At 64.7% G+C, this 20,146-nt stretch carries 18 protein-coding genes; 3 read left to right on the top strand and 15 right to left on the bottom strand.

Annotation, left to right across the window (positions count from 1 at the left end):
- Positions 1 to 58: 58 nt before the first annotated feature.
- The 15 genes from AC6CHL_RS16180 to dnaA all read right to left on the bottom strand — a co-directional run bounded on the left by AC6CHL_RS16180 (position 59) and on the right by dnaA (position 17,474).
- Positions 59 to 1,150 carry a PA0069 family radical SAM protein gene (locus AC6CHL_RS16180; protein WP_137191467.1) on the bottom strand — a complete coding sequence of 364 codons (1,092 nt, stop codon included), beginning with the start codon at positions 1,148 to 1,150 and terminating at the stop codon, positions 59 to 61.
- Positions 1,151 to 1,381: 231 nt separating this feature from the next.
- Positions 1,382 to 2,131 (bottom strand): pyridoxine 5'-phosphate synthase, encoded by a 750-nt coding sequence (locus AC6CHL_RS16175; RefSeq protein ID WP_498295306.1) that lies wholly within the window; start codon positions 2,129 to 2,131, stop codon positions 1,382 to 1,384.
- Between the two features lie 4 nt (positions 2,132 to 2,135).
- Complete coding sequence (locus AC6CHL_RS16170; protein WP_038692733.1) at positions 2,136 to 2,390, bottom strand: hypothetical protein; 255 nt, start codon at positions 2,388 to 2,390, stop codon at positions 2,136 to 2,138.
- A 64-nt stretch (positions 2,391 to 2,454) separates the two neighbouring features.
- Positions 2,455 to 3,915: a cardiolipin synthase gene (gene cls / locus AC6CHL_RS16165; protein ID WP_498295304.1), complete on the bottom strand. Its 1,461-nt coding sequence runs from the start codon at positions 3,913 to 3,915 to the stop codon at positions 2,455 to 2,457.
- 597 nt (positions 3,916 to 4,512) lie between these two features.
- Positions 4,513 to 4,926, bottom strand: a complete 414-nt coding sequence (locus AC6CHL_RS16160; protein ID WP_038691524.1) for an ExbD/TolR family protein — start codon at positions 4,924 to 4,926, stop codon at positions 4,513 to 4,515.
- 3 nt (positions 4,927 to 4,929) lie between these two features.
- On the bottom strand, positions 4,930 to 5,355 hold the full coding sequence (locus AC6CHL_RS16155; RefSeq protein ID WP_038691526.1) for an ExbD/TolR family protein: 426 nt from the start codon (positions 5,353 to 5,355) through the stop codon (positions 4,930 to 4,932).
- Between the two features lie 57 nt (positions 5,356 to 5,412).
- Positions 5,413 to 6,174: a TonB-system energizer ExbB gene (gene exbB, locus AC6CHL_RS16150; RefSeq protein ID WP_038691528.1), complete on the bottom strand. Its 762-nt coding sequence runs from the start codon at positions 6,172 to 6,174 to the stop codon at positions 5,413 to 5,415.
- Positions 6,175 to 6,259: 85 nt separating this feature from the next.
- On the bottom strand, positions 6,260 to 6,928 hold the full coding sequence (locus AC6CHL_RS16145; protein WP_038691530.1) for an energy transducer TonB: 669 nt from the start codon (positions 6,926 to 6,928) through the stop codon (positions 6,260 to 6,262).
- Between the two features lie 146 nt (positions 6,929 to 7,074).
- Positions 7,075 to 8,274 (bottom strand): tetratricopeptide repeat protein, encoded by a 1,200-nt coding sequence (locus tag AC6CHL_RS16140; RefSeq protein ID WP_038691531.1) that lies wholly within the window; start codon positions 8,272 to 8,274, stop codon positions 7,075 to 7,077.
- A gap of 132 nt (positions 8,275 to 8,406) precedes the next feature.
- Positions 8,407 to 9,213, bottom strand: a complete 807-nt coding sequence (locus tag AC6CHL_RS16135) for a M48 family metallopeptidase (protein WP_038691533.1) — start codon at positions 9,211 to 9,213, stop codon at positions 8,407 to 8,409.
- Between the two features lie 72 nt (positions 9,214 to 9,285).
- On the bottom strand, positions 9,286 to 10,140 hold the full coding sequence (locus tag AC6CHL_RS16130; RefSeq protein ID WP_447729321.1) for a CPBP family intramembrane glutamic endopeptidase: 855 nt from the start codon (positions 10,138 to 10,140) through the stop codon (positions 9,286 to 9,288).
- 73 nt (positions 10,141 to 10,213) lie between these two features.
- Positions 10,214 to 12,673 carry a DNA topoisomerase (ATP-hydrolyzing) subunit B gene (gene gyrB / locus AC6CHL_RS16125; protein ID WP_038691537.1) on the bottom strand — a complete coding sequence of 820 codons (2,460 nt, stop codon included), beginning with the start codon at positions 12,671 to 12,673 and terminating at the stop codon, positions 10,214 to 10,216.
- A 109-nt stretch (positions 12,674 to 12,782) separates the two neighbouring features.
- A complete protein-coding gene (gene recF, locus AC6CHL_RS16120) occupies positions 12,783 to 13,880 on the bottom strand; it encodes a DNA replication/repair protein RecF (RefSeq protein ID WP_498295301.1) in 1,098 nt (365 codons plus the stop codon).
- 882 nt (positions 13,881 to 14,762) lie between these two features.
- Positions 14,763 to 15,863, bottom strand: a complete 1,101-nt coding sequence (gene dnaN, locus AC6CHL_RS16115; protein ID WP_019184048.1) for a DNA polymerase III subunit beta — start codon at positions 15,861 to 15,863, stop codon at positions 14,763 to 14,765.
- A gap of 276 nt (positions 15,864 to 16,139) precedes the next feature.
- Positions 16,140 to 17,474 (bottom strand): chromosomal replication initiator protein DnaA, encoded by a 1,335-nt coding sequence (gene dnaA, locus AC6CHL_RS16110; protein WP_137191476.1) that lies wholly within the window; start codon positions 17,472 to 17,474, stop codon positions 16,140 to 16,142.
- A gap of 253 nt (positions 17,475 to 17,727) precedes the next feature.
- On the opposite strand from dnaA, the gene rpmH reads away from it, so the two are divergent.
- Genes rpmH through yidC form a run of 3 tightly spaced genes read left to right on the top strand, consistent with a single transcriptional unit; the run spans position 17,728 to position 20,065 of the window.
- A complete protein-coding gene (gene rpmH, locus AC6CHL_RS16105; RefSeq protein WP_006404565.1) occupies positions 17,728 to 17,868 on the top strand; it encodes a 50S ribosomal protein L34 in 141 nt (46 codons plus the stop codon).
- A gap of 5 nt (positions 17,869 to 17,873) precedes the next feature.
- On the top strand, positions 17,874 to 18,365 hold the full coding sequence (rnpA, locus tag AC6CHL_RS16100; protein ID WP_081797298.1) for a ribonuclease P protein component: 492 nt from the start codon (positions 17,874 to 17,876) through the stop codon (positions 18,363 to 18,365).
- Entirely contained in the window at positions 18,365 to 20,065 is a 1,701-nt protein-coding gene (yidC, locus tag AC6CHL_RS16095; protein WP_038691545.1) for a membrane protein insertase YidC, read from the top strand. The genes rnpA and yidC overlap by 1 nt, the downstream gene beginning before the upstream one ends.
- The last annotated feature ends 81 nt before the right edge of the window (positions 20,066 to 20,146 follow it).

Below are 20,146 nucleotides of genomic sequence, written 5' to 3'. Positions count from 1 at the left end.
CTTGATCCAGCGTGGCGTACAGCGCAGGTTCCCACGCATCCCGTCGTCCGGTGACGATCTAGAACAACGACCCCTGCGGCGAATCCACCCGCGGCGGCAACGGTCGCACGAACTTGTCGCAATCCAGCTTCGGCCAATGGCTGTTCTGCGCGTCGAACCCCAAGCGCCTGCGTGCGAGTTTGAACCGGCTCGACAGCAGATCGGCGTACACGCCTTCGCCGCGCATGCGGCTGCCGAACTCGCTGTTGTAGTCCTTGCCGCCGCGCAGCTGGTTGATGGTGCTCATCACGTGCGCGGCGCGATCGGGGTGATGGGTATCCAGCCAGTCGCGGAACAACGGGGCCACCTCCAGCGGCAGGCGCAGCAGCACGTAACCGGCGGTGGAGGCGCCGGCATCACGCGCGGCTTCCAGCACCGCTTCCAGTTCGGCGTCGTTGATCCACGGGATCACCGGGGCCACCATCACCCCGACCGGGATACCGGCGTCGTGCAGGCGGCGCATTGCCCGCAGGCGCGCGTGCGGCGCAGAGGCGCGCGGTTCCAGCTTCGCCGACAGGTGCGGGTCCAGCGAGGTCACCGAGAAGTGCACGCTCACCAGGTTCTGTTCGGCCAGCGGGGCCAGCAGATCGATGTCGCGTTCGACCAGGGCGTTCTTGGTGATCAGCGAAAACGGGTGCCGCGTTTCCAGCATCACTTCGATCAGCTGCCGGGTGAGTTTCAGCTTGCGCTCGATCGGCTGGTAGGCGTCGGTGTTGATGCCCAGGGCGATCGGCTGCGGCACGTAGCCGGGGCGCGAGAACTCCTTGCGCAGCAGCTGCGGTGCGTTGGTCTTGGCGAACAGTTTGGTTTCGAAGTCCAACCCGGGCGACAGGTTGAGGTAGGCATGCGACGGCCGGGCGAAGCAGTACGAGCAGCCGTGTTCGCAGCCGCGGTACGGGTTCACCGATTGGCTGAACCCCACGTCCGGCGACTTGTTGCGGCTGATGATGCTGCGCGCGGTCTCGGCCCGCACTTCGGTGCGCAGGCGCGGCGCGAGAAACTCCTCGCTCTCCTCGGCGTCCCAGCCATCGTGCACGGCTTCGCTGACGGTGACCTCGAAGCGGCCCGCCAGGTGCGTGGTGGAGCCTCGGCCTTTGATCGCGATACCCATCGGCCGAGGCTATCGCCGGGGTGTCGCAGTGGCTGCGACGGGAGGGTGGGGAAGCATGCGCGGTAACCCATCAATCGGGGTTAGTAGTATTGCTAACCACAGACCTGTGTCAACCGGGAAAGGCTTGCCACCATTGGATTCTGACCGAAATCGGCGGAATTGGTCCCCATACTTGTCCACAGGCCAGAATCAGACATCGCCGCTGGCCTGGAACCGGCCATCGCGGGGCTGTCAGGGGGCCAATTGCGCCAAGTAGCCTTTCACCGTGGCGTCCAGTCCGGCGTACAGGGCCTCGCTGATCAGCGCGTGTCCGATCGAGACTTCCAGGACGTCCGGCACCGCCGCGAGGAAGGCGCGCAGGTTGTCCTGCGACAGGTCGTGCCCGGCATTCACGCCCAATCCGGCGGCCTGCGCGCGGCGAGCGGCGTCGGCGAACAGGGCCAACATGTCCCCGGCATCGCCGGCCGCATGCGCTTCGGCGTAAGGGCCGGTATAGAGCTCGATGCGATCGGCACCGATCGCCGCGGCCTGGGCGATGTCCGGGTTGCCGGCATCCACGAACAGGCTGACCCGGCAGCCATACGCCTTCAGGTCGGCGATCAGCGGCCGCAGCCGCTCCGCATCGCGGCCGAAGTCGAAGCCGTGGTCGGAGGTGAGCTGCCCGTCGCCATCGGGCACCAGGGTGGCCTGCGCCGGGCGGGTCTGCGCGCACAGCGGCAGCAGCCCCGGGTAGCCCTCGCGCGGCGGCGCGAACGGGTTGCCCTCGATGTTGAATTCCACGCCGCGTGCCGTGGTCAGCGCCGACAGCGCCAGCACGTCCTCGGCATGGATATGGCGGCGGTCCGGGCGCGGGTGCACGGTGATGCCATGCGCGCCGGCGTCCAGGCAGGCACGGGCGGCCTGCAGCACGTCGGGGTCGGTGCCGCCGCGCGAGTTGCGCAGGACGGCGATCTTGTTGACGTTGACGCTGAGCTGGGTCATGGCACTACGGTGTGTCGGAGTCTTCTTCGGGCTGGCGACGGGCCTGGGCCTGTTCGCGCAGCCGGCGCAGTTCGGTGGGGTCGATCACGCTGGAAATGTCGCGCTGCAGGGTGCCGAAGCGCGCCACGTACAGCCCGCGTACCCACATCAGCAGGAACACCAGCGTACCGAGCAGCGCGAGCAGCATCAGCGACATCTGGGGCACCTTCAGCGCCAGGGCAAAGCAGCCCAGCGCCAGTAGCAGGAACAGCCAATGCATCGTCATTCTCCCCGTTGACCGCGCCAGTGTAGCGCCGCCGGCCGGTGCGGTTCCACGTGCGCGGTCACAACAGCGGTGAGGCCAGCCGGGCGAATGCTTCCGGTACCCGGTGCCGCCAGAGGGAGCGGCGGCGGTCGTTGTGCACGCGCACCGAGGCATCGAATTCGGCGACCAGGATGCGCTCCAGCGCGGCCACCCGGTCTTCGTCCACCAGCATCATCGACAGCTCGAAGTTGAGCCGGAAGCTGCGATGGTCGAAGTTGGCGCTGCCCACGATGCAGACGTCGTGGTCGGCAATGAACGCCTTGGTGTGCAGCATGCGCGGGCCGTATTCGTAGATCTTCACCCCGGCCTGCAGCAGTTCGTCGAAGTAGGAGCGCGCTGCCTGGGTGACGAACCAGGAATCGCTCATCTTCGGCACCAGCAGGCGCACGTCCAGGCCACCGAGTGCGGCCGAGGTCAGCGCCATCCGCGCGGCCTCGCCGGGCACGAAGTAGGGCGTCACCAGCCAGACCCGTTCGCGCGCTTCGTGGATGGCGGCAACCTGCAGGCGGTGGATGGTCTCCCAGGCCGAGTCGGGGCCGGACACCAGCACCTGCGCATCGATACGGCCGTCGGCGCGGCTGGGCATGTCGTTGGGCCACAGCTGGGCGATGGCGAAGCGCTCGGGCGGCTGGGCGGTGGCGTAGATCCAGTCTTCGATGAAGACCAGCTGCAGGCTGCGCACCACATGGCCGACCAGGCGCATGTGCAGGTCGCGGTAGGCATCGGGGCGGCGGCGTTCGTCTTCCTCGTCGGTGATGTTGATCCCGCCGGTAAAGGCGGTGCGCCCATCGATCACCACCAGCTTGCGGTGGGTGCGCATGTTCAACCAGGGGCGCTTGAACGGCTTGAGCAGCTGCCGCGGATGGAACCACGCCACCTCCCCACCCGCGTCCAGCAGCGGCTGCAGGAAGCGCGTGCGGATGGCCGAGGACCCCACCGCATCCAGCAGGAGGCGTACCCGCACACCGTCGCGGGCGCGCTCGACCAGCGCATCGCGCAGCGCGGTGCCGGCATGGTCGGGGTTGAAGATGTAGTACTCCACGTGGACGTGGTCGCGGGCCTGCGCGATGGCGGCCAGCAGCGCGGTGTAGGTGGCCCCGCCATCCACCAGCCATTCGACCTCGGTGGCCGAGGTGGGCGCCAGGCCGGTGGTGGCTTGGGCGATCTTGGCCAGTTCGGTGCAGTCCGCATCCGGCGGGCACACGCTGCTGTAGTGCTCCATGCCCGAGCGCGCCCGACCGCGGCGCAGGCGCTGCCGCTTCACCTTCTGCGGGCCCAGCAGGTAATAGATGAACAACCCCAGGTAGGGCAGGGCGGCCAGCGACAGGATCCAGCTCAACGTGGCAACCGGCTCGCGTTTCTGCAGCATGATCCAGCCGGTCAGCCACAGCAGGTAGAGGATGTAGGCCGCCACCAGCAGGGGACGGAGGTGCGGGATGGCGTCGAGCCAGGCCGCAAGGGCAGGGTAGGTGGCGAGCATGGGCGGATGATAGCGGGCCGCGTGCATTGCGCGCGTACCCGGCGCCGCGGTCGGCACCGACCCATAAAAAAGGTTCTTCTCCCAACGGAGGGGAGCGTCTTTTTGCAAGGGCCGTCGCAGAGTGAGCACGACGGTGCGCGGGTGGCCGGGTGTGCAGGCGCCGTTCGGATCGGCTGGCGTCCCCGATCAGGCCGGTCGCGAGCGTGAGGGCCCCGTAACGGCCGGTAGGCCCCTGGTGCAAATGTCCCCCGGCCGCGGGGCGGCCTCCTCCTTTATTTTGCCCAGAGGCCTACCGGCCGCTACGGGGCTCGGCTTGCGGCAAGCAGGGGGAAGCCAGCTTTTCTGGCGCTGGTCGGTGGGTCGGGTGCTGGGCCCCCATGCCCTTGGAGGCGAAATAAAGGAGGAGGGGGCGGCCGCAGGCCGACGCCGGGGGCGTCGCCGGAAAGGGCATGGGGGCCCAGCGCCCGACCCACCGACGGCCGCGCCGAAGAGCGTCAAGGCCCGTTTTTGCGTGCCCCGCAGATGGGCGAAGAACCAAAAAAAACGCCCCTGTCTCCAGGGGCGTTTTCCAGTCGCGTCATGACTGCGTCGTGCGATTTACTGCTGTACGAAGCCGATCTTCTTCATCTGAGCGTTCTTCGCGGCGGCCAAGACCTTGGCCATCACGTCGTACTCAGAGTCCGGGCTGGCGTCGATGCGCAGTTCCGGCTGGTTCGTCGGGTCCTTCTGGACCTCCTGTTCCATACGCTGCTGCAGCTCGCCGGTTGCCACCGGGCTGTTGTTCCACGAGACCTGGTTGCTGGCGTCGATCTTGAGTTCGATCGGCGGCGGCGGCTCGACCAGCTGCGGCGGTGGGTTGAGCACGCGCTGCGGCAGGTCCACGGCGATCGGGTACGTCATGATCGGCGCGGTGACGATGAAGATGATCAGCAGCACCAGCATCACGTCCACGAGGGGCGTGACGTTGATGTCGGCCATGGGGCCTTTGTTACCACCAGTACTGAACGCCATGGCTTACTGCCCCTTCTCTTTGGTGGCAACGAAGCCAACGTCGAGCATGCCCTGCTCCTGCGCAATCTTGGTCATCTCGTTGATGACACGCATCTTGGTGGTGCGGTCACCACGCAGATTGAGCGGGGGCTGCGGGGTCTGCTGGGCGGCGGTCGACAAGCGCGACTCGAGCGTCTGCTTGTTGATTTCCTCGTCGTTCCAGTAGATCGAGCCGTCTTCCTTGACTGCCAGGGTGATTGGGCCCGAACGCTTCTCAGCGTCTTCCGGGTTCTGCACCAGGTTGGCCTCCGGCAGATCCACCTTGACCTTGTGGGACATCAGGGGCGCCGTGATGATGAAGATGATCAGCAGCACCAGCATCACGTCCACGAGGGGCGTAACGTTGATGTCGGCCATGGGGCCGCCGCTGTTACCACTACTGAAAGCCATAACGGGCTCCGTCTAGATCGTGTTGACTACGTTCTCGCCAGGTAAAGCGCGTCGCAATTAGCGAACGCGCGAACCGGTGGCGAAGAAGTCGTGCAGGTCGTGAGCGAACGTATCGAACTTGCTGATCGTGGCGCTGTTGATCTTGCTGAAGAAGTTGAAGGCGAACACGGCCGGGATAGCCACGAACAGACCGATGGCGGTCATGATCAGTGCTTCACCCACCGGGCCTGCAACGGCGTCGATCGAGGCGGAACCGGTGGCACCGATCTTGATCAGCGCGCCGTAGATGCCCCACACGGTACCCAGCAGACCGACGAACGGAGCGGTTGCACCGACGGTGGCCAGCAGGGTCATGCCCGACTGCAGGTTGTTGCTTTCGCGGGTCACGGCCTGACGCAGGGCGCGATCGACGAACTCCGAACGGCTCAGGTTCTCACCCAGGCCACCGGTTGCGCCGCCTTCGGCACGCTGGTGGTGGGCAGCTGCCTGGGCAGCGTCCAGAGCGATCTTCGAGAAGGGCTCGGAAGCCGGCTGCTCTTCCATCGCACGGATGGCGTCCTGGGCGTTCGGGGTATCCCAGAACAGGCTCACGACCTTGTCGGCAGCGCTCTTCAGGCGGGTAGCACGGAAGATGTTGATGACGGTCCAGTACCAGGACATGGCCGACATGATGATCAGGGTCAGCAGCACGACCCAGGAGACGGCGAAATCACCCGGCTTGGTGGTCATTTCGTGGATCAGATGCTCGAAGCCCATCTGCGAGAGGGCATTCGACGGGTTGCCCCCGGCAGCAGCGGCGATGAAGAGTTCCTGCAGCATGACGCTTACCTTTGTTGTGTGTGGTGATGAATGGTGTAGCTGTAAACGACCGACGGAGCGGTGGCCGGCGGGCCACCGGCGACCATCAGTTCAGCGCAAAGTTGACCGGGACGCGAACGCGACCTGCGACCTTCTTCCCGCCCGACTCCGCAGAACGGAAGCTCCACTTGCGAGCTGCGTCCATTGCGGCGCGGTCGAGGTCACGGTTACGGCTGGACCGTTCGACCGACACATTGGTGACGTTGCCATTGGCGTCGACATCAATGATCAGGATGACTTCACCCTGGATACCTGCACGGAATGCGGCCGGCGGGTAACGCGGGGGGTTCATGTTCTTCGAGGAGATATCGACACTTGCCTCGATCGTGCTCGGCGGCGCGGGCGGCGACGGCGGGCTCGGCGGGGTGACGATGTCGTTGGCGCGCGGTTCCGGCACGTCGACCACGGGGGCCTGCGGCGGTGGCGGCACCGGCGAGGGCTTGGGCGGCGACAGGTTCTTGACCGGCGGCGGCGGGGTGTCCGTCGGCGGCGGCGGCGGCGGCGGCGGTGGGGGCGGCGGCGGAGCGTCGACCAGGGTCACCATGATGTTGCGTTCTTTCTCCGCAGCGGCCTTGGGAGCCACGGCCGGGATCAGAAGCATCATGAAGGCGGCGAGATGCAGTGCGATTACAAAAGCGATACCCACGATTCGCGGCCAGCTTAAGCCGGTGTCATCGCGTTGTTCGTACCTGTGAACGACTAGTTGTTCCGTCATGCGCCAAGAGCTCATTAGTGGGGCCGGGATACCCGGGGACAGGTAGCCCATGATCAGCGGTGCATGACACCGCAGGAACCTCCAAGCTTATACCAATCCTGAGCGCCTGCGCATCACTGTGGCAGGCGTTCAGGCGTTATTCCTACTTACTTCAGGTTGATGATTTTCTTGGCATCCGCCTGATTCTTCACACCCTTGGCCAAGGCCTGCTGGGCAGCCTGCTTGGCTTCGGGGATGCGACCTTCGGCATGCAAAACGCGTGCCAGATTCAAGTAGGTTTCACCGTCCTTGGAGAGCGGAGCGGCCTTCTGCCACGCTTCGATCGCCTTCGGCACCTCGTCGGAATAGTAGTAGGACTGGGCCAGGGCCAGGTAAACCTGGTAATCCGGCTTCAGGATGCCCTTCTGCAACCCCTCGTTGATGACCGCGATGACGTCCTTTTCCTTGTTCTCGGTATTGGCGTAGATCGAGTACAGCTGCTTGTACTCGCGCTCTTCGGTGAGCTGGCCGGCTGCACGCAGCTTGTCCATCACCGCGGCGGCCTTGTCCATCTGATCGGCCTGCATGTACATGCTGGCCAGGTTCAGCTGGGCTTTCTTGTCGTTCGGGTTGCGCGCGACGATGCCTTCGGCCTGCTTGACCGCTTCACCGGTCTGGCCGGCTTCGGCCATGGCGGCCATCAGCAGCTGGTTCCAGTTGTCCTTGGGCTCGGCGGCGCCGGCGATGGCCTGCTGCAGCACCGGGATGGCCTCGGCGTAGCGCTGGGTCTGGTACAGGGCCTGGCCCTTGATCACCAGCTCTTCGGGCTTGGTCGACTTGGTTTCGGCGAAGTACTTGTCCAGCGTGGCCAGGCCGGCGGCGGTTTCGTCGTCCTGCAGCTGGAGCTGGGCCAGCATCAGCAGCGACTGGTAGTGGCCGTTGTTGTCCAGGCCGTTGAACTGCAGCACCTGCTGCAGGTACTTCTTGGCCGCGACGTTGTCTTCGGTCTGGTAGGCCGCCTGCGAGGCCAGCTGCGCGGCCAGCGACTTGTCATAGTCGTTGGCGGCGCTGTTGGCCAGGATTTCATCGGCCAGCGTGCGGGTCTCGGGGAACTTCTGGTCGTTGTAGGTGTCAATCAGCTTCTGCAGCTTGCTGCCAAGCTTGGCCGAGGACTTGCCATCCGGCTCCTGGCGGGTCGCCTGCGGATACAGCGGCTCGGCCTTGGTGGCCTTGTTCTTGCCACCGCGGCGCTCATTGTTGCGTTCAGCCGAACGCGACTGGGCAAACGCATCGGTGACCATGACGCCACCGATGGCGGTCGCGATGAGGACGGAAAGGACGGCGTGCTTTGAATTGCTGAAAATCATCTTTCACCTCGATCGAACCGCCGCAGCGGCATCAAAACGGACTGTCAGAAAAATCTGAGCCGCCAAACGTATCAGAAACTCATGGCGTGAGAAATCGTTTCCGATGCTGCAATACAGCATCTTTTGGTCGTATCAGCCGCACTTCGGCCTGCGTCCTGCGGCCTGGGCCTGCTGGTATACCCCACTCAGGGCCGGCGCGTCACGCTGCAGTTCGCGGATGCGGTTGGCCGGATCGGGGTGGGTGGACAGCCATTGCGGGGATCGCCCGCCACTGGCGGCCATCATGTTCTGCCACAGGTTGACCGCCTGGCCCGGATCAAAGCCGGCCTCGGCCATCAACCGCTGGCCCACCACGTCGGCCTCGCTTTCCTGGGTCCGTGACCCCGGCAGCAGGAAGGCCGTTTGCGCGGTCATGCCGCCCAGCTGGTTGACCGTGCCGGCGGCGCCATCGCCGTAGGCAGCCCCGGCCAGCGCGCCGAGCACGGCCAATCCGGTCTGCGCACCCATCTGGCGCGTCAGGCGCTCCTCGTGGTGCCGCGAGATGACATGGCCAATCTCGTGGCCGATCACGGCCGCCAGCTGGTCCTGGTTCTTGGCCACGGTGAGGATGCCGGTATTGACCCCCACCTTGCCGCCGGGCAGGGCAAAGGCGTTGGGTTCGGCGTCAACGAAGACCGCGGTTTCCCACCGTACGCCTCGGTACTGTGGCGGCAGCTGCGCGACCAGCGCATTGACCACGCACTGCACGTAGCCATTCTGCCGACCGTCGGTACTGACCTTTTCCTTCTGCTTGGTCTCGTTGAATGCCTGCGCGCCCAACTGGTCCAGTTCGGCCTGCGACACACCGCCCACCATCTGCCGGCGGCCGGTGGGTGAGGTGGTGGTGGCACATGCGCTGACCAGCAGCGCCAACGCGACCCCGAACAGCACTGGTTTCATCGAAGCTCCCCCGTGTTCATGTGCCCAGTGTGGAACTGCGCGCCGTAAATTTTCGTCAAGCGAAGCGGTGGATCAGTGAAGACCCAGAAACACCAGTGCGGCCAGGGCGATGGCGTTGTTCAGGCCGTGCGCCACGATCGGCGCCCACAGGGTGCCGGTGCGCTGGTACAGCCATGCGAAGGCCGCGCCCATGCCGCCGTACACCAGCCAAAGCTGCGCGATCTCCAGCGGGCCGTTGGCGCTGGTGCCGGGAATTTCATGCACCAGGGCGAAGGCCAGACTGCTCAGCAGCACGCCCAGCCAGATCCGACCGGCCTTCCACAAGCGCCCGAACAGCACGCGGCGGAACAGCAGTTCTTCGTAGGCGGGGGCGAGCACGATGGCGAACACGGCCAGGAACCACGGGAAACGGCTGAGCGCCTGTTCCATCAAGGCCAGGTTGGTGGGAACCGGTTCAATGCCGGCCTGCTTGGCCAGATAGGCGATCAGGTTGCTGCCGATCACCACGCCGGTGGCCACCAGCAGGGTCCAGCCCCAGGTCGAAGGGCGGCGTGCGGCCTGCATCGAGGCATGCCGTTCGGCGGCGTCGGCACGACGTCGCAGGAAATACAGCAGAAGGGCAGCGCCGCCGGTGGCGATCAACGCCATCAGGATCTGCGCCAGGGCGCCGGGCTGGCCCAGTTGCTGGGAGAGCGCGCCGGTGTCGAGGGGAGTGCCATCGCGTGCTGCCTGTGCACCCACCACGGCACCGCGATACAGGCCCCAGGCCAGTCCACTGATCAGGCTGAGCCCGAACAGCGCGACGACGGCGATGCCCAGGTCGATGAAGAAGCCGGCAACGGGGGAACCGCGCTTGCCGCCGGAGGCCGACGGCGAGGCAGGGGGCAACGGGGGCGTGGCGGTGGACGCCGGTGCGGTAGCAGACATCGGATTCCTGGCAGCAGAAGGCGTTGGCCGGCCCGCCTGCAGTACGCAGGCGGCCGACCGTGCCCCGATTGTGTCAGATATCCAGGTTGGCGACCTTCAACGCGTTGTCTTCGATGAAGTCACGGCGCGGCTCCACCACATCGCCCATCAAGGTGCTGAAGATCTGATCGGCCGCAACGGCGTCTTCGATCCGCACCTGAAGCAGGCGGCGGGTATCCGGGTTGACCGTGGTGTCCCACAGCTGTTCCGGGTTCATTTCGCCCAGGCCCTTGAAGCGCTGGATCTGGCGGCCCTTCTTGCCTTCCTCGAGCAGCCACTCGCGTGCCTGTGCAAAGCTCTCGATCTCGGCCGACTTGGCGCCACGGCTGATCTTCGCACCGGCGCGGACCAGGCCGTGCAGCAGCAGCGAGGACTGGTGCAGGGCACGCAGTTCACCGGTTTCGAAGGCCGACAACGGCAGCACCTGGATCAACGCTTCGCCCATGTGGCGGCGCGTGACCAGCAGCGCGGCCGGACGCTCCTCGGTGGGTTCCTGCAGCTCCAAGCTGAAACGCGGCGAGCCCAGGCTGCTGCGGTTGAGACGCGTCGCCAGCGCACCCAGGCCCTCATCGGCACCGGCCTTGCGCAGGTGTTCCAGGTCCATCGGGGTGAAATCGATCAGGGCTTCAAGCACCTGGCGGTCGTACCGGTGGGCGTTGCGGCTGATCGCTTCCTGCGCCGAGGCGTAGGACAGCAGCAGCTTTTCCAGGGCCACACCTTCGATGCCCGGTTCGCCATCGGCCGGAATCAGCGACGCGTTTTCCACCGCACTGCTGGCCAGGTAGGCATCCAGCGCCGGGTCGTCCTTCAGGTACAGCTCCTGCTTGCCCTGCTTGATCTTGTACAGCGGCGGCAGGCCGATGTAGATGTGGCCGCGCTCGATCAGCTCCGGCATCTGCCGGTAGAAGAAGGTCAACAGCAGCGTACGGATGTGCGCGCCGTCGACGTCGGCGTCGGTCATGATGATGATGCGGTGGTAGCGCAGCTTGTCCGGGTTGTACTCGTCCCGACCGATGCCGGTGCCCAGCGCGGTGATCAGCGTACCGACCTGGTCCGAGGCCAGCATGCGATCGAAGCGGGCACGTTCCACGTTGAGGATCTTGCCGCGCAGCGGCAGTACCGCCTGGTTCTTGCGGTTGCGTCCCTGCTTGGCCGAGCCACCTGCCGAGTCACCCTCGACGATGAACAGTTCGGACAGCGCCGGATCTTTTTCCTGGCAGTCGGCCAGCTTGCCGGGCAGGCCGGCGATATCCAGCGCGCCCTTGCGGCGGGTCAGATCGCGCGCCTTGCGCGCCGCTTCACGGGCACGCGCAGCGTCAACGATCTTGCCGGCAATCGCCTTGGCTTCGTTCGGGTTTTCCTGCAGGAATTCTTCCAGGCGCTGGCCGAAGGCACTTTCCACGGCCGGGCGCACGTCCGAGCTGACCAGCTTTTCCTTGGTCTGGCTGGAGAAGCTCGGGTCCGGCACCTTGACCGACAGCACGGCGATCATGCCTTCGCGCATGTCATCGCCGGTCAGGTTGATCTTGGCCTGCTTGGCGATGCCGTTCTGCTCGATGTAGTTGTTGAGCACGCGGGTCAGCGCGCCGCGGAAGCCGGCGAGGTGGGTACCACCGTCCTTCTGCGGAATGTTGTTGGTGAAGCAGTACATCGTTTCCTGGTAGGAATCGGTCCACTGCAGCGCCACGTCCACGGTGATGCCGTTGGACTCGCCGGTTACCGAGATCACGTTCGGGTGCAGCGGCGTCTTCAACTGCGCCAGATGCTCCACGAAGCTGCGGATGCCGCCTTCGTAATGGAAGTCGTCGCGGCGGCCATCGCCACGCTCGTCCGCCAGCACGATCTTGACGCCGGAATTGAGGAAGGACAGCTCACGCAGGCGACGGGCCAGGATGTCGTAGTGGAATTCCACATTGTCGTGGAACGCCTTCAGCGACGGCCAGAAACGCAGGGTGGTGCCGCGCTTGGTGCTGGCGGCCACCTGCTTCAACGGGTGCAGTGCCGCACCGTCGGCGTATTCCTGCTGGTAGTGGAAGCCGCCCTGGTAGATGTCCAGGACCAGCTTCTGCGACAGCGCGTTGACCACGCTGACGCCCACGCCGTGCAGGCCGCCGGACACCTTGTAGCTGTTGTCATCGAACTTGCCGCCTGCGTGCAGCACGGTCATGACCACTTCGGCAGCAGACACATCGCGGTCGAGCTTCTTGCTCATCTGCTCGTGCTTGCCGGTCGGGATACCGCGACCGTTGTCGGAGACGGAAACCGAGCCATCGGCGTGAATCATCACAGACACGTGGTCGGCGTGGCCGGCCAAGGCTTCATCGATGGAGTTATCGACGACCTCGAACACCATGTGGTGCAGACCGGTGCCGTCATGGACGTCGCCGATGTACATACCAGGACGCTTGCGGACAGCTTCCAGCCCTTCCAGGGCGGTGATGCTGTTGGCGTCGTAGTTGCCGCTGTTTGCCGGGGTGTTCTGTTCTTCAGTCATTGCGCTTGCCGTAGGCTCCGCAGGTCGGGCCGCCGCTTGACGCGGGGCACCGTGGGTAAGGGGTTGCAACAGCAATTATACCAGCCGGGCGCATGCGCCCTCCCGACCACTATGGCACAGGCTGGACATGCCCATGTTCCACGTGGAACCGGGTGATATCGGTTGCGTCGTGCAGCGCCGCCGGGGTCTCGGTGGCGGTGATGAATATCTGCGCGGGCCCGGACTTCAACCGGTCCAGAACCCGGGCCTGGTGGTTGCGATCCAGTTCGGAGGACAAGTCGTCGAGCGCGATCACCGGCCATTCGCCGCGCTGCTCGGCGTAGTCCTCGGCCTGGGCCAACAGGCAGGTCAATGCGGTGAGCTTGGCCTGGCCGCGGGACAAGGCGTCGCGGCCTGGAATGCTGGCGAAGCCCACGCTCCAGTCCGCCCGGTGCGGGCCGACGGAGGTGTAGCCGGCCATGCGGTCGCGTTCCCGGGCGAGCAACAGGGCATCGGACAGGGACACCTCCTGCTTGCGCCAGCCCGGGCTCAGCGTCATCGACTGTATGCCCAGGTTCGGTGCCAGCACCTGGGCCAACGCGGTGGCCCGGTCCTGCAGCCGCTCGAGGTAATGCTGGCGCCGCGTGGTCAGCGGTTCGCCAGCTTCGGCCAGCTCGTGGTCCCAGGCGTCCAGCGCATGAGCGTTGCCCCCTTGCTTGAGCAGGGCGTTGCGCTGCTTCAGTGCCCGCGAGTAGCGCCGCCACAATGCCAAGAAGTCTGGTTCCACGTGGAACAAACCCCAATCGAGGAAGCGACGGCGCGGTTCGCCACCGCCGCTGACGAGGGCGTGGCTGCCGGGCTCGAAGGTCACCACGGCCAGCGCTGCGCAAAGGTTTCCCAGCTGCGCAACGTCTTCGCCATCGAGCCGACCCTTCCATTCCTGCCCGCTGTGACGCAGCCCGGCCTTGCGCCGCGTGGAACTTGGCGCGCCTTCGCGGCATTCGTCCCATTCCACGAAGACTTCCAGCGCGTCCTGTCCTTCGCGCACCAGACCGTCGCGCACCCGGCCGCGGAAGCTGCGCCCATACGCCATCACATGCAGGGCCTCCAGCACGCTGGTCTTGCCGGCGCCGTTGTCACCGGTAATCAGGTTGATGCCCGGCTGGGGGGCCAGTTCCACGTGGTCAAAGCGGCGAACCTGGTGCAGGGACAAGCGGCGGATGTGCATGCAGTCGATCACGGCCGCACAAGGCGGCAGTCGGGTAGGGGCAATCGATCAGCTTACTGCATCGGGTGTGTTTCACGTGGGCCGCGGGGTGAACGCGCTTCCTGCTGCCCCGATCCACGTCGATCCACCAGCGCAGGGCACGGAGCCGCCCGCCACATGGCCACGCAGCACCGTGAATTTCTTGAAATCTGGCGGCCGGGCAGGGCGGCAGGCCTGCAGATTTCAAGAAAATTGATGGGCTTTCGCCTGACCCTTCGCGGGGTTCGATTCCCGCTACGGGTGAATTCTTTGAAATCTGCTGCACTGGACCCGGCATGCCTATTCAGATTTGGCCAAATACGGCACGGCTGAGTTTCGCTGTCCACAGAGGCTCTGTATGACTTATGCACAACTCATGTACGAGCTGTGGATAAAAACAGGCCCAAAACCCGCCTTGAAAGATATCCACAGGATCACCCCCAGCCTCAGGGGGCCTTATGTAGGGGGTTTCAGGCCTGATATTCCCTTGAATTTCAATAAGATAAGGTACTTTTCAACCAAATCTGGCCCTACCACCACCACCTAGCTTTAGATTTATATACAGTTTTTAAAGCATAGAGCAGTGATCCGGGCAGGCAAACGAGCCGTCGGCATGGAACGCGAAAGCAAGGCTTGGGAGCAGGGGAAACCTCTGCGCAATGCGTCGGATCTACCGACCTCGAAACTTGATGCGACCCCCACTGTCGCGAGTCGTTGATCCACGCTTTTGACGGCAGCCACCAACCAGGATCGAAACCGCTGCGTGTTACCTTGAAAACCGCAATGCTCCACGTGGAACAAGAAAAAGCCCGGCACATGGCCGGGCTTCTTCAACACGTCGGTTCCACGTGGAACCATGCGTCGTCAGAGACGCAGCGGCATCACCACATGACGGGACTTCTCGCTGCTGGCCTCACGGACCAGGGCAGAGGAGTTCGAATCACGCAGCTGGATGACGACGTGCTCATCGCGCAGTGCCGACAACGCGTCCAGCAGGTAGTTCACGTTGAAGCCGATGGCCAGATCGCTGACCGTGGTGTCGGCTTCGATCTCTTCCTGGGCTTCTTCCTGCTCCGGGTTGTGCGCACTGATCTTCAGGTTGCCCGGCGAGACTTCCACGCGGATGCCTCGGTACTTCTCGTTGGACAGGATCGCGGCGCGCTGCAGCGAGGCCCGAAGTGCTTCGCGGTCGACCTTCACTTCACGGTCGGCACCGATCGGGATCACTGCCTCGTAATCCGGGAAGCGGCCATCGATGAGCTTCGAGGTGAAGGTCACATCGTCGCGCTTGACCCGCACGTGGCTGCGACCGACTTCCAGCTCGATCTCGCGATCGCCGCTTTCCAGCAGACGCTGCAGTTCGGTCACGCCCTTGCGCGGCACGATGATCTGACGCTTGGCGCCGCTGGCTTTTTCCAGCTCGGTTTCGCACAGCGCCAGGCGGTGTCCGTCAGTGGCGACGGTCCGCAGGGCATCGCCGCGCAGATCGAACAGCAGGCCGTTGAGGTAGTAGCGCACGTCCTGCTGGGCCATCGCGAACGCGGTGCGCTCGATCAGTTCCTTCAGGGTGGCTTCGCCGATGGCCACACGCTCGGTGGCTTCGACTTCGTCCACAGACGGGAAGTCGTTGGCCGGCAGGGTTGCCAGGGTGAAGCGGCTGCGGCCTGCCTGCACGGTGATCTTGTCACCGGTCTGCGAGACGGTGATCCGGCTGCCGTCGGGCAGGGCGCGGATGATCTCGAACAACTTGCGGGCGGGGATGGTGGTCTCGCCGTCCTGGGCATCTTCCACCGCGATCCGCGACACCATTTCCACTTCCAGGTCCGTACCGGTCAGCGACAGCTGCCCGTTCTGCACCTGGACCAGGAAATTTGCCAGAACCGGCAGGGTCTGGCGGCGTTCGACCACGTTGACGACTTGTGCCAACGGCTTGAGAAAGGCTTCGCGCTGCAGTGTGAAACGCATGTGGTTCCGTGCCCCTATGCTTTAAAAAAATATGGAATAAATCAAAAGCTTGGTGGTGATGGTAGGAACAGAATCGCTGGAAAACACAGCTAAGTCTTTGTAAACAAAGAGGTTTCAGAGCCTGAAACCCTCTGCACTACTAACCCTCGGGGGGAGGGTGAAGCTGTGGATAAATCACCAGGGAAATTTACCCGATTTCTTATCCACACCCTGTCCCCTGCTTGCTACCGGATTCTGCACCGTTTTATGCGATGACGCCTGTGCGGCGTGCATGCATCATTCGCTCAACTTCCGGATCAGCTTGTCCCAGTCTTCCCGCAACTTGCCGTCGGCTTCCATCAACGTCCGGATCTGACGGCAGGCATGCAGCACCGTGGTGTGGTCCCGGCCGGCAAAGGCATCGCCGATTTCCGGCAGGCTGTGCTCGGTGAGTTCCTTGGTCAGCGCCATGGCTACCTGGCGCGGACGGGCCAGCGACCGGGTCCGACGCTTGGACAGCAGATCCTTGATCTGCAGCCCGTAGTAGTCGGCCACGGTTTTCTGGATGTTGGGAATGCTGATCGCCTGCTGCTGGGCGCGCAGCAGGTCGCGCAGGGTTTCCTGCGCAAAATCAGTGGTGATCGCACGGCCGGTGAAGTTGGCGCGTGCGGCCAGGGTATTCAGCGCACCCTCGAGGTCGCGGACATTGGAGCGCATCTTCTTGGCAATCAGAAACGCCACATCGTCGGGAATCTCGGTGCCACGCTCACGTGCCTTGGCCAGCACGATCGCGGCGCGGGTCTCGAAGTCCGGCGGTTCGATGGCCACCGACAGGCCCCAGGCCAGGCGCGACTTGAGCCGTGCTTCCAGGCCCTCGACTTCGCGCGGGTACCGGTCGCAGGTCAGGATGATCTGCTGCTTGCCGTCGAACAGGGCGTTGAACGTATGGAAGAACTCTTCCTGGGTGCGGTCCTTGCCGGCGAAGAACTGGATGTCATCGATCAGCAGCGCGTCCACCTGCTGGAACTGGCGCTTGAACTGATCCATGGTTTTTTCCTGCAACGCCCGGATCATCGCGCTGAAGAACTGTTCCGAGCGCAGGTACAGGACCTTGGCAGCCGGATTGGCCTGGCGCATCGCATTGCCGGCCGCGAACATCAGGTGGGTCTTGCCCAGGCCGGTGCCGCCGTACAGCAGCAGCGGGTTGTGCGCCCGGTCACCCGGTTTCTGCGCCGCCTGGAACGCCGCGGCCAGGCCCAGCTGGTTGCTGCGGCCTTCCACGAAGTTGGCGAAGGTGTAGTGCGAATCCAGGTTGCCGGCGAACGGCACCAGCGGTTCGGCCGCCACGGCCGGGGCGCTGAAGCCCGGATTCGGCGCAATCTGCGCCTCCACGGCCCGCGGACGCGAGCCGATTTCAAGAAAAACGTCGCCGAAACCGGCGAAGTGCGCCAGCAGTTCCTTGATGCGCGGCAGGTACAGCTCGCGCACCTGGTCGACAATGAAGGCGTTTGGCGCATAAAGCACCAGGCTGTCCACGCGCAGATCGGCCTGCAGTGGCTTCAACCAGGTGTGAACATCCTCGGGCGGGAACTCCGCTTCGAGGCGTTCGAGACAACGGGACCAGGCATCCATCGGCAATAATCGTCTGGGGCCAGCGTACAGGCGTAGGAAACCGCCGCACCGCAGGCCGGAAGGAGGGAAGAATGGATGGCGCAGACTACCACCGACGAGGGGGGCCGGGAATGGTTGTCCCAAAGTTATTCACAAAATGATCCACAGCTATTGCACAGCCGGATGAAATCCCGTAGTGCCAGACACTTGACGGCACCTTGGTCAGGTCTATAGAATTTCCGGTTCTTTCCGTCCCCTTCATATAGAGGCCCGCATGGCCACCAAGCGCACTTTCCAACCCAGCAACCTCAAGCGTAAGCGCGACCATGGCTTCCGTGCCCGTATGAAGACCGCTGACGGCCGCAAGATCCTGTCGCGTCGCCGCGCCAAGGGCCGTAAAGTCCTGAGCGCTTGATTGCAATGCCGCTTCCCGCGGCAGACGCAATCCTGACTGTGAGCAGTTCCGACCCGCGCAAGCGATTTCCTCGCTCTGCGCGGGTTCGTACGCGTGCCGAATATACAACGGTCTTCAACGGCGCCCGCCGTGTGTCCGATCCGCTGATGACCCTGCACTGGCTGAAGAGCGATACGCCAGCCAGGTTGGGTCTCGCCGTGTCGCGCAAAGTCGATCCCCGAGCCGTGGGTCGCAACCGAGTGAAGCGTGTGCTACGCGATGCCACACGCCACCTACGGCCGTGGATGAGTGCCGGCGATTTTGTCGTCGTTGCCCGTAGCGCCGCCCGTACCGCCAGCAATGCAGACATCCGTCAGGCCTTTGAACGCCTGCTGCGCCGCCTTGGCGCATTGCCCATGCCGGGCGCGGACGGCACAATGCCGCCGCCCCTGGGCGTTGCACCCCTTTCCCAGTCCGAGCCGGCCTCACCTGCCGGCCCCGTCGAGCCTGCCCGCTGATGAACCAGACCCGCGTTTTCCTGATTTTTGCCTGGCTGATGGTGGCCGTGTTGCTGTGGATGGAGTGGGGCCGCGACAAGGCCGCGCCGGCCACCCCGACGGTGGCTGCCCAGACCCAGGCGACCGTGCCGGGTGCCGCCGGGTCGGTCCCGGGCGCGACGGTGCCACAGGCCCCGGGCAGCGCACCGGCCAACCAGCCGGCCGCCCAGGCCCAGGCCGGCGCCGCCCGCGTGACCGTCACCACCGACGTCCTGCGCCTGGTGCTGGACGGTGGCACGGTGCTGGACGCCGAGCTGCTGCAGTTCCCGCAGACCAAGGCCGACGGCAGCCCGCCGGTGCGCCTGCTGACCGAAGAGAGCACGCACCCGTATCGCGCGGTGAGCGGCTGGACCAGCCAGGACAAGAGCATGCCGGTGCCCGAAGCCAATGGCTTCAAGCTGGTCGGCGACAGCCGCGACTTCGTGCTGGGCAAGGACCAGAAGGAACTGCAGATCCCGTTCGTGTGGAACGGTCCCAACGGCGTGACCATTCGCCGTACCTACACCCTGGGCCGCAACGAGTACGCGATCAAGGTGAAGGACGAAGTGGTCAACGGCAGCACCGCGCCGTGGAACGGCTACGTGTACCGCACCCTGGACCGCACCCCGACCATCCTGTCGCGCAGCATGACCAACCCGGACTCGTTCAGCTTCAACGGCGCGACCTGGTTCAGCCCGCAGGACGGCTATGAGCGTCGCGCGTTCAAGGATTACCTGGACGACGGCAACCTCAACCGCACCATCACCGGCGGCTGGCTGGCGATGCTGCAGCACCATTTCTTCACCGCGTGGATCCCGCAGCCGGACCAGGCCGCCAACTACGTGCTGTCCCAGCATGACGGTCGCGACCAGATCCAGGCCACCGGTCCGGCCTTCACCGTGGCCGCCGGGCAGCAGGCCAGCACCGAGGCACGCCTGTGGGTGGGCCCGAAGCTGGTCAACCTGCTCGCCAAGGAAGACGTGAAGGGCCTGGACCGCGTGGTCGACTACAGCCGCTTCTCGCTGATGGCCATCATCGGCCAGGGCCTGTTCTGGGTGTTGAACCAGGTCCACAAGGTCGTCAACAACTGGGGCTGGGCCATCGTCGGCCTGGTGGTGCTGCTGAAGCTGGTGCTGTATCCGCTGTCGGCGGTGCAGTACAAGAGCGGCGCCAAGATGCGTCGCTTCCAGCCGCGCATCGCGCAGCTCAAGGAACGCTATGGCGATGACCGCCAGAAGTTCCAGACCGCGATGATGGAGCTGTACAAGAAGGAAAAGATCAACCCGATGGGCGGCTGCCTGCCGATCCTGATCCAGATGCCGATCTTCTTCGCCCTGTACTGGGTGCTGGTGGAATCGGTGGAACTGCGCCAGGCGCCGTGGCTGGGCTGGATCCAGGATCTGACCGCACGCGACCCGTACTTCATCCTGCCGGTGATCAACGTGGCGGTGATGTGGGCCACGCAGAAGCTGACCCCGGCGCCGGGCATGGACCCGATGCAGGCCAAGATGATGCAGATGATGCCGCTGGTGTTCGGCGTCATGATGGCCTTCATGCCGTCCGGCCTGGTGCTGTACTGGGTGGTCAACGGTGGCCTGGGCCTGCTGCAGCAGTGGTGGATGACCAAGCGCCACGGCAGCGACCCGGTGCCGGCCACCACCGCGCCGATCAAGAAGAAATAAAACCGACCCCTGGTTGGTTGCCCCTGAAAAACCCGCCATCCGGCGGGTTTTTCTTTGGCGGCGATACAATCCCCGCCACCG

The organism is Stenotrophomonas sp. GQ19 (genome assembly GCF_059758695.1).
Note: the sequence above shows the minus strand (reverse complement) of the source record. Positions and strands in the feature narration are given on the sequence as shown.

Excerpts from the sequence above, each read along its gene's own strand:
- AC6CHL_RS16175 (WP_498295306.1), bottom strand. The coding sequence starts at position 2,131 with ATGACCCAGCTCAGCGTCAACGTCAACAAGATCGCCGTCCTGCGCAAC.
- exbB (WP_038691528.1), bottom strand. The coding sequence starts at position 6,174 with ATGCTGCAGGAACTCTTCATCGCCGCTGCTGCCGGGGGCAACCCGTCG.
- AC6CHL_RS16135 (WP_038691533.1), bottom strand. The coding sequence starts at position 9,213 with ATGAAACCAGTGCTGTTCGGGGTCGCGTTGGCGCTGCTGGTCAGCGCA.
- AC6CHL_RS16140 (WP_038691531.1), bottom strand. The coding sequence starts at position 8,274 with ATGATTTTCAGCAATTCAAAGCACGCCGTCCTTTCCGTCCTCATCGCG.
- yidC (WP_038691545.1), top strand. The coding sequence starts at position 18,365 with ATGAACCAGACCCGCGTTTTCCTGATTTTTGCCTGGCTGATGGTGGCC.
- cls (WP_498295304.1), bottom strand. The coding sequence starts at position 3,915 with ATGCTCGCCACCTACCCTGCCCTTGCGGCCTGGCTCGACGCCATCCCG.
- AC6CHL_RS16155 (WP_038691526.1), bottom strand. The coding sequence starts at position 5,355 with ATGGCTTTCAGTAGTGGTAACAGCGGCGGCCCCATGGCCGACATCAAC.
- rpmH (WP_006404565.1), top strand. The coding sequence starts at position 17,728 with ATGGCCACCAAGCGCACTTTCCAACCCAGCAACCTCAAGCGTAAGCGC.
- dnaN (WP_019184048.1), bottom strand. The coding sequence starts at position 15,863 with ATGCGTTTCACACTGCAGCGCGAAGCCTTTCTCAAGCCGTTGGCACAA.
- dnaA (WP_137191476.1), bottom strand. The coding sequence starts at position 17,474 with ATGGATGCCTGGTCCCGTTGTCTCGAACGCCTCGAAGCGGAGTTCCCG.
- AC6CHL_RS16160 (WP_038691524.1), bottom strand. The coding sequence starts at position 4,926 with ATGGCGTTCAGTACTGGTGGTAACAAAGGCCCCATGGCCGACATCAAC.
- AC6CHL_RS16180 (WP_137191467.1), bottom strand. The coding sequence starts at position 1,150 with ATGGGTATCGCGATCAAAGGCCGAGGCTCCACCACGCACCTGGCGGGC.
- AC6CHL_RS16130 (WP_447729321.1), bottom strand. The coding sequence starts at position 10,140 with ATGTCTGCTACCGCACCGGCGTCCACCGCCACGCCCCCGTTGCCCCCT.
- rnpA (WP_081797298.1), top strand. The coding sequence starts at position 17,874 with ATGCCGCTTCCCGCGGCAGACGCAATCCTGACTGTGAGCAGTTCCGAC.
- AC6CHL_RS16145 (WP_038691530.1), bottom strand. The coding sequence starts at position 6,928 with ATGACGGAACAACTAGTCGTTCACAGGTACGAACAACGCGATGACACC.
- recF (WP_498295301.1), bottom strand. The coding sequence starts at position 13,880 with ATGCACATCCGCCGCTTGTCCCTGCACCAGGTTCGCCGCTTTGACCAC.
- gyrB (WP_038691537.1), bottom strand. The coding sequence starts at position 12,673 with ATGACTGAAGAACAGAACACCCCGGCAAACAGCGGCAACTACGACGCC.
- AC6CHL_RS16170 (WP_038692733.1), bottom strand. The coding sequence starts at position 2,390 with ATGCATTGGCTGTTCCTGCTACTGGCGCTGGGCTGCTTTGCCCTGGCG.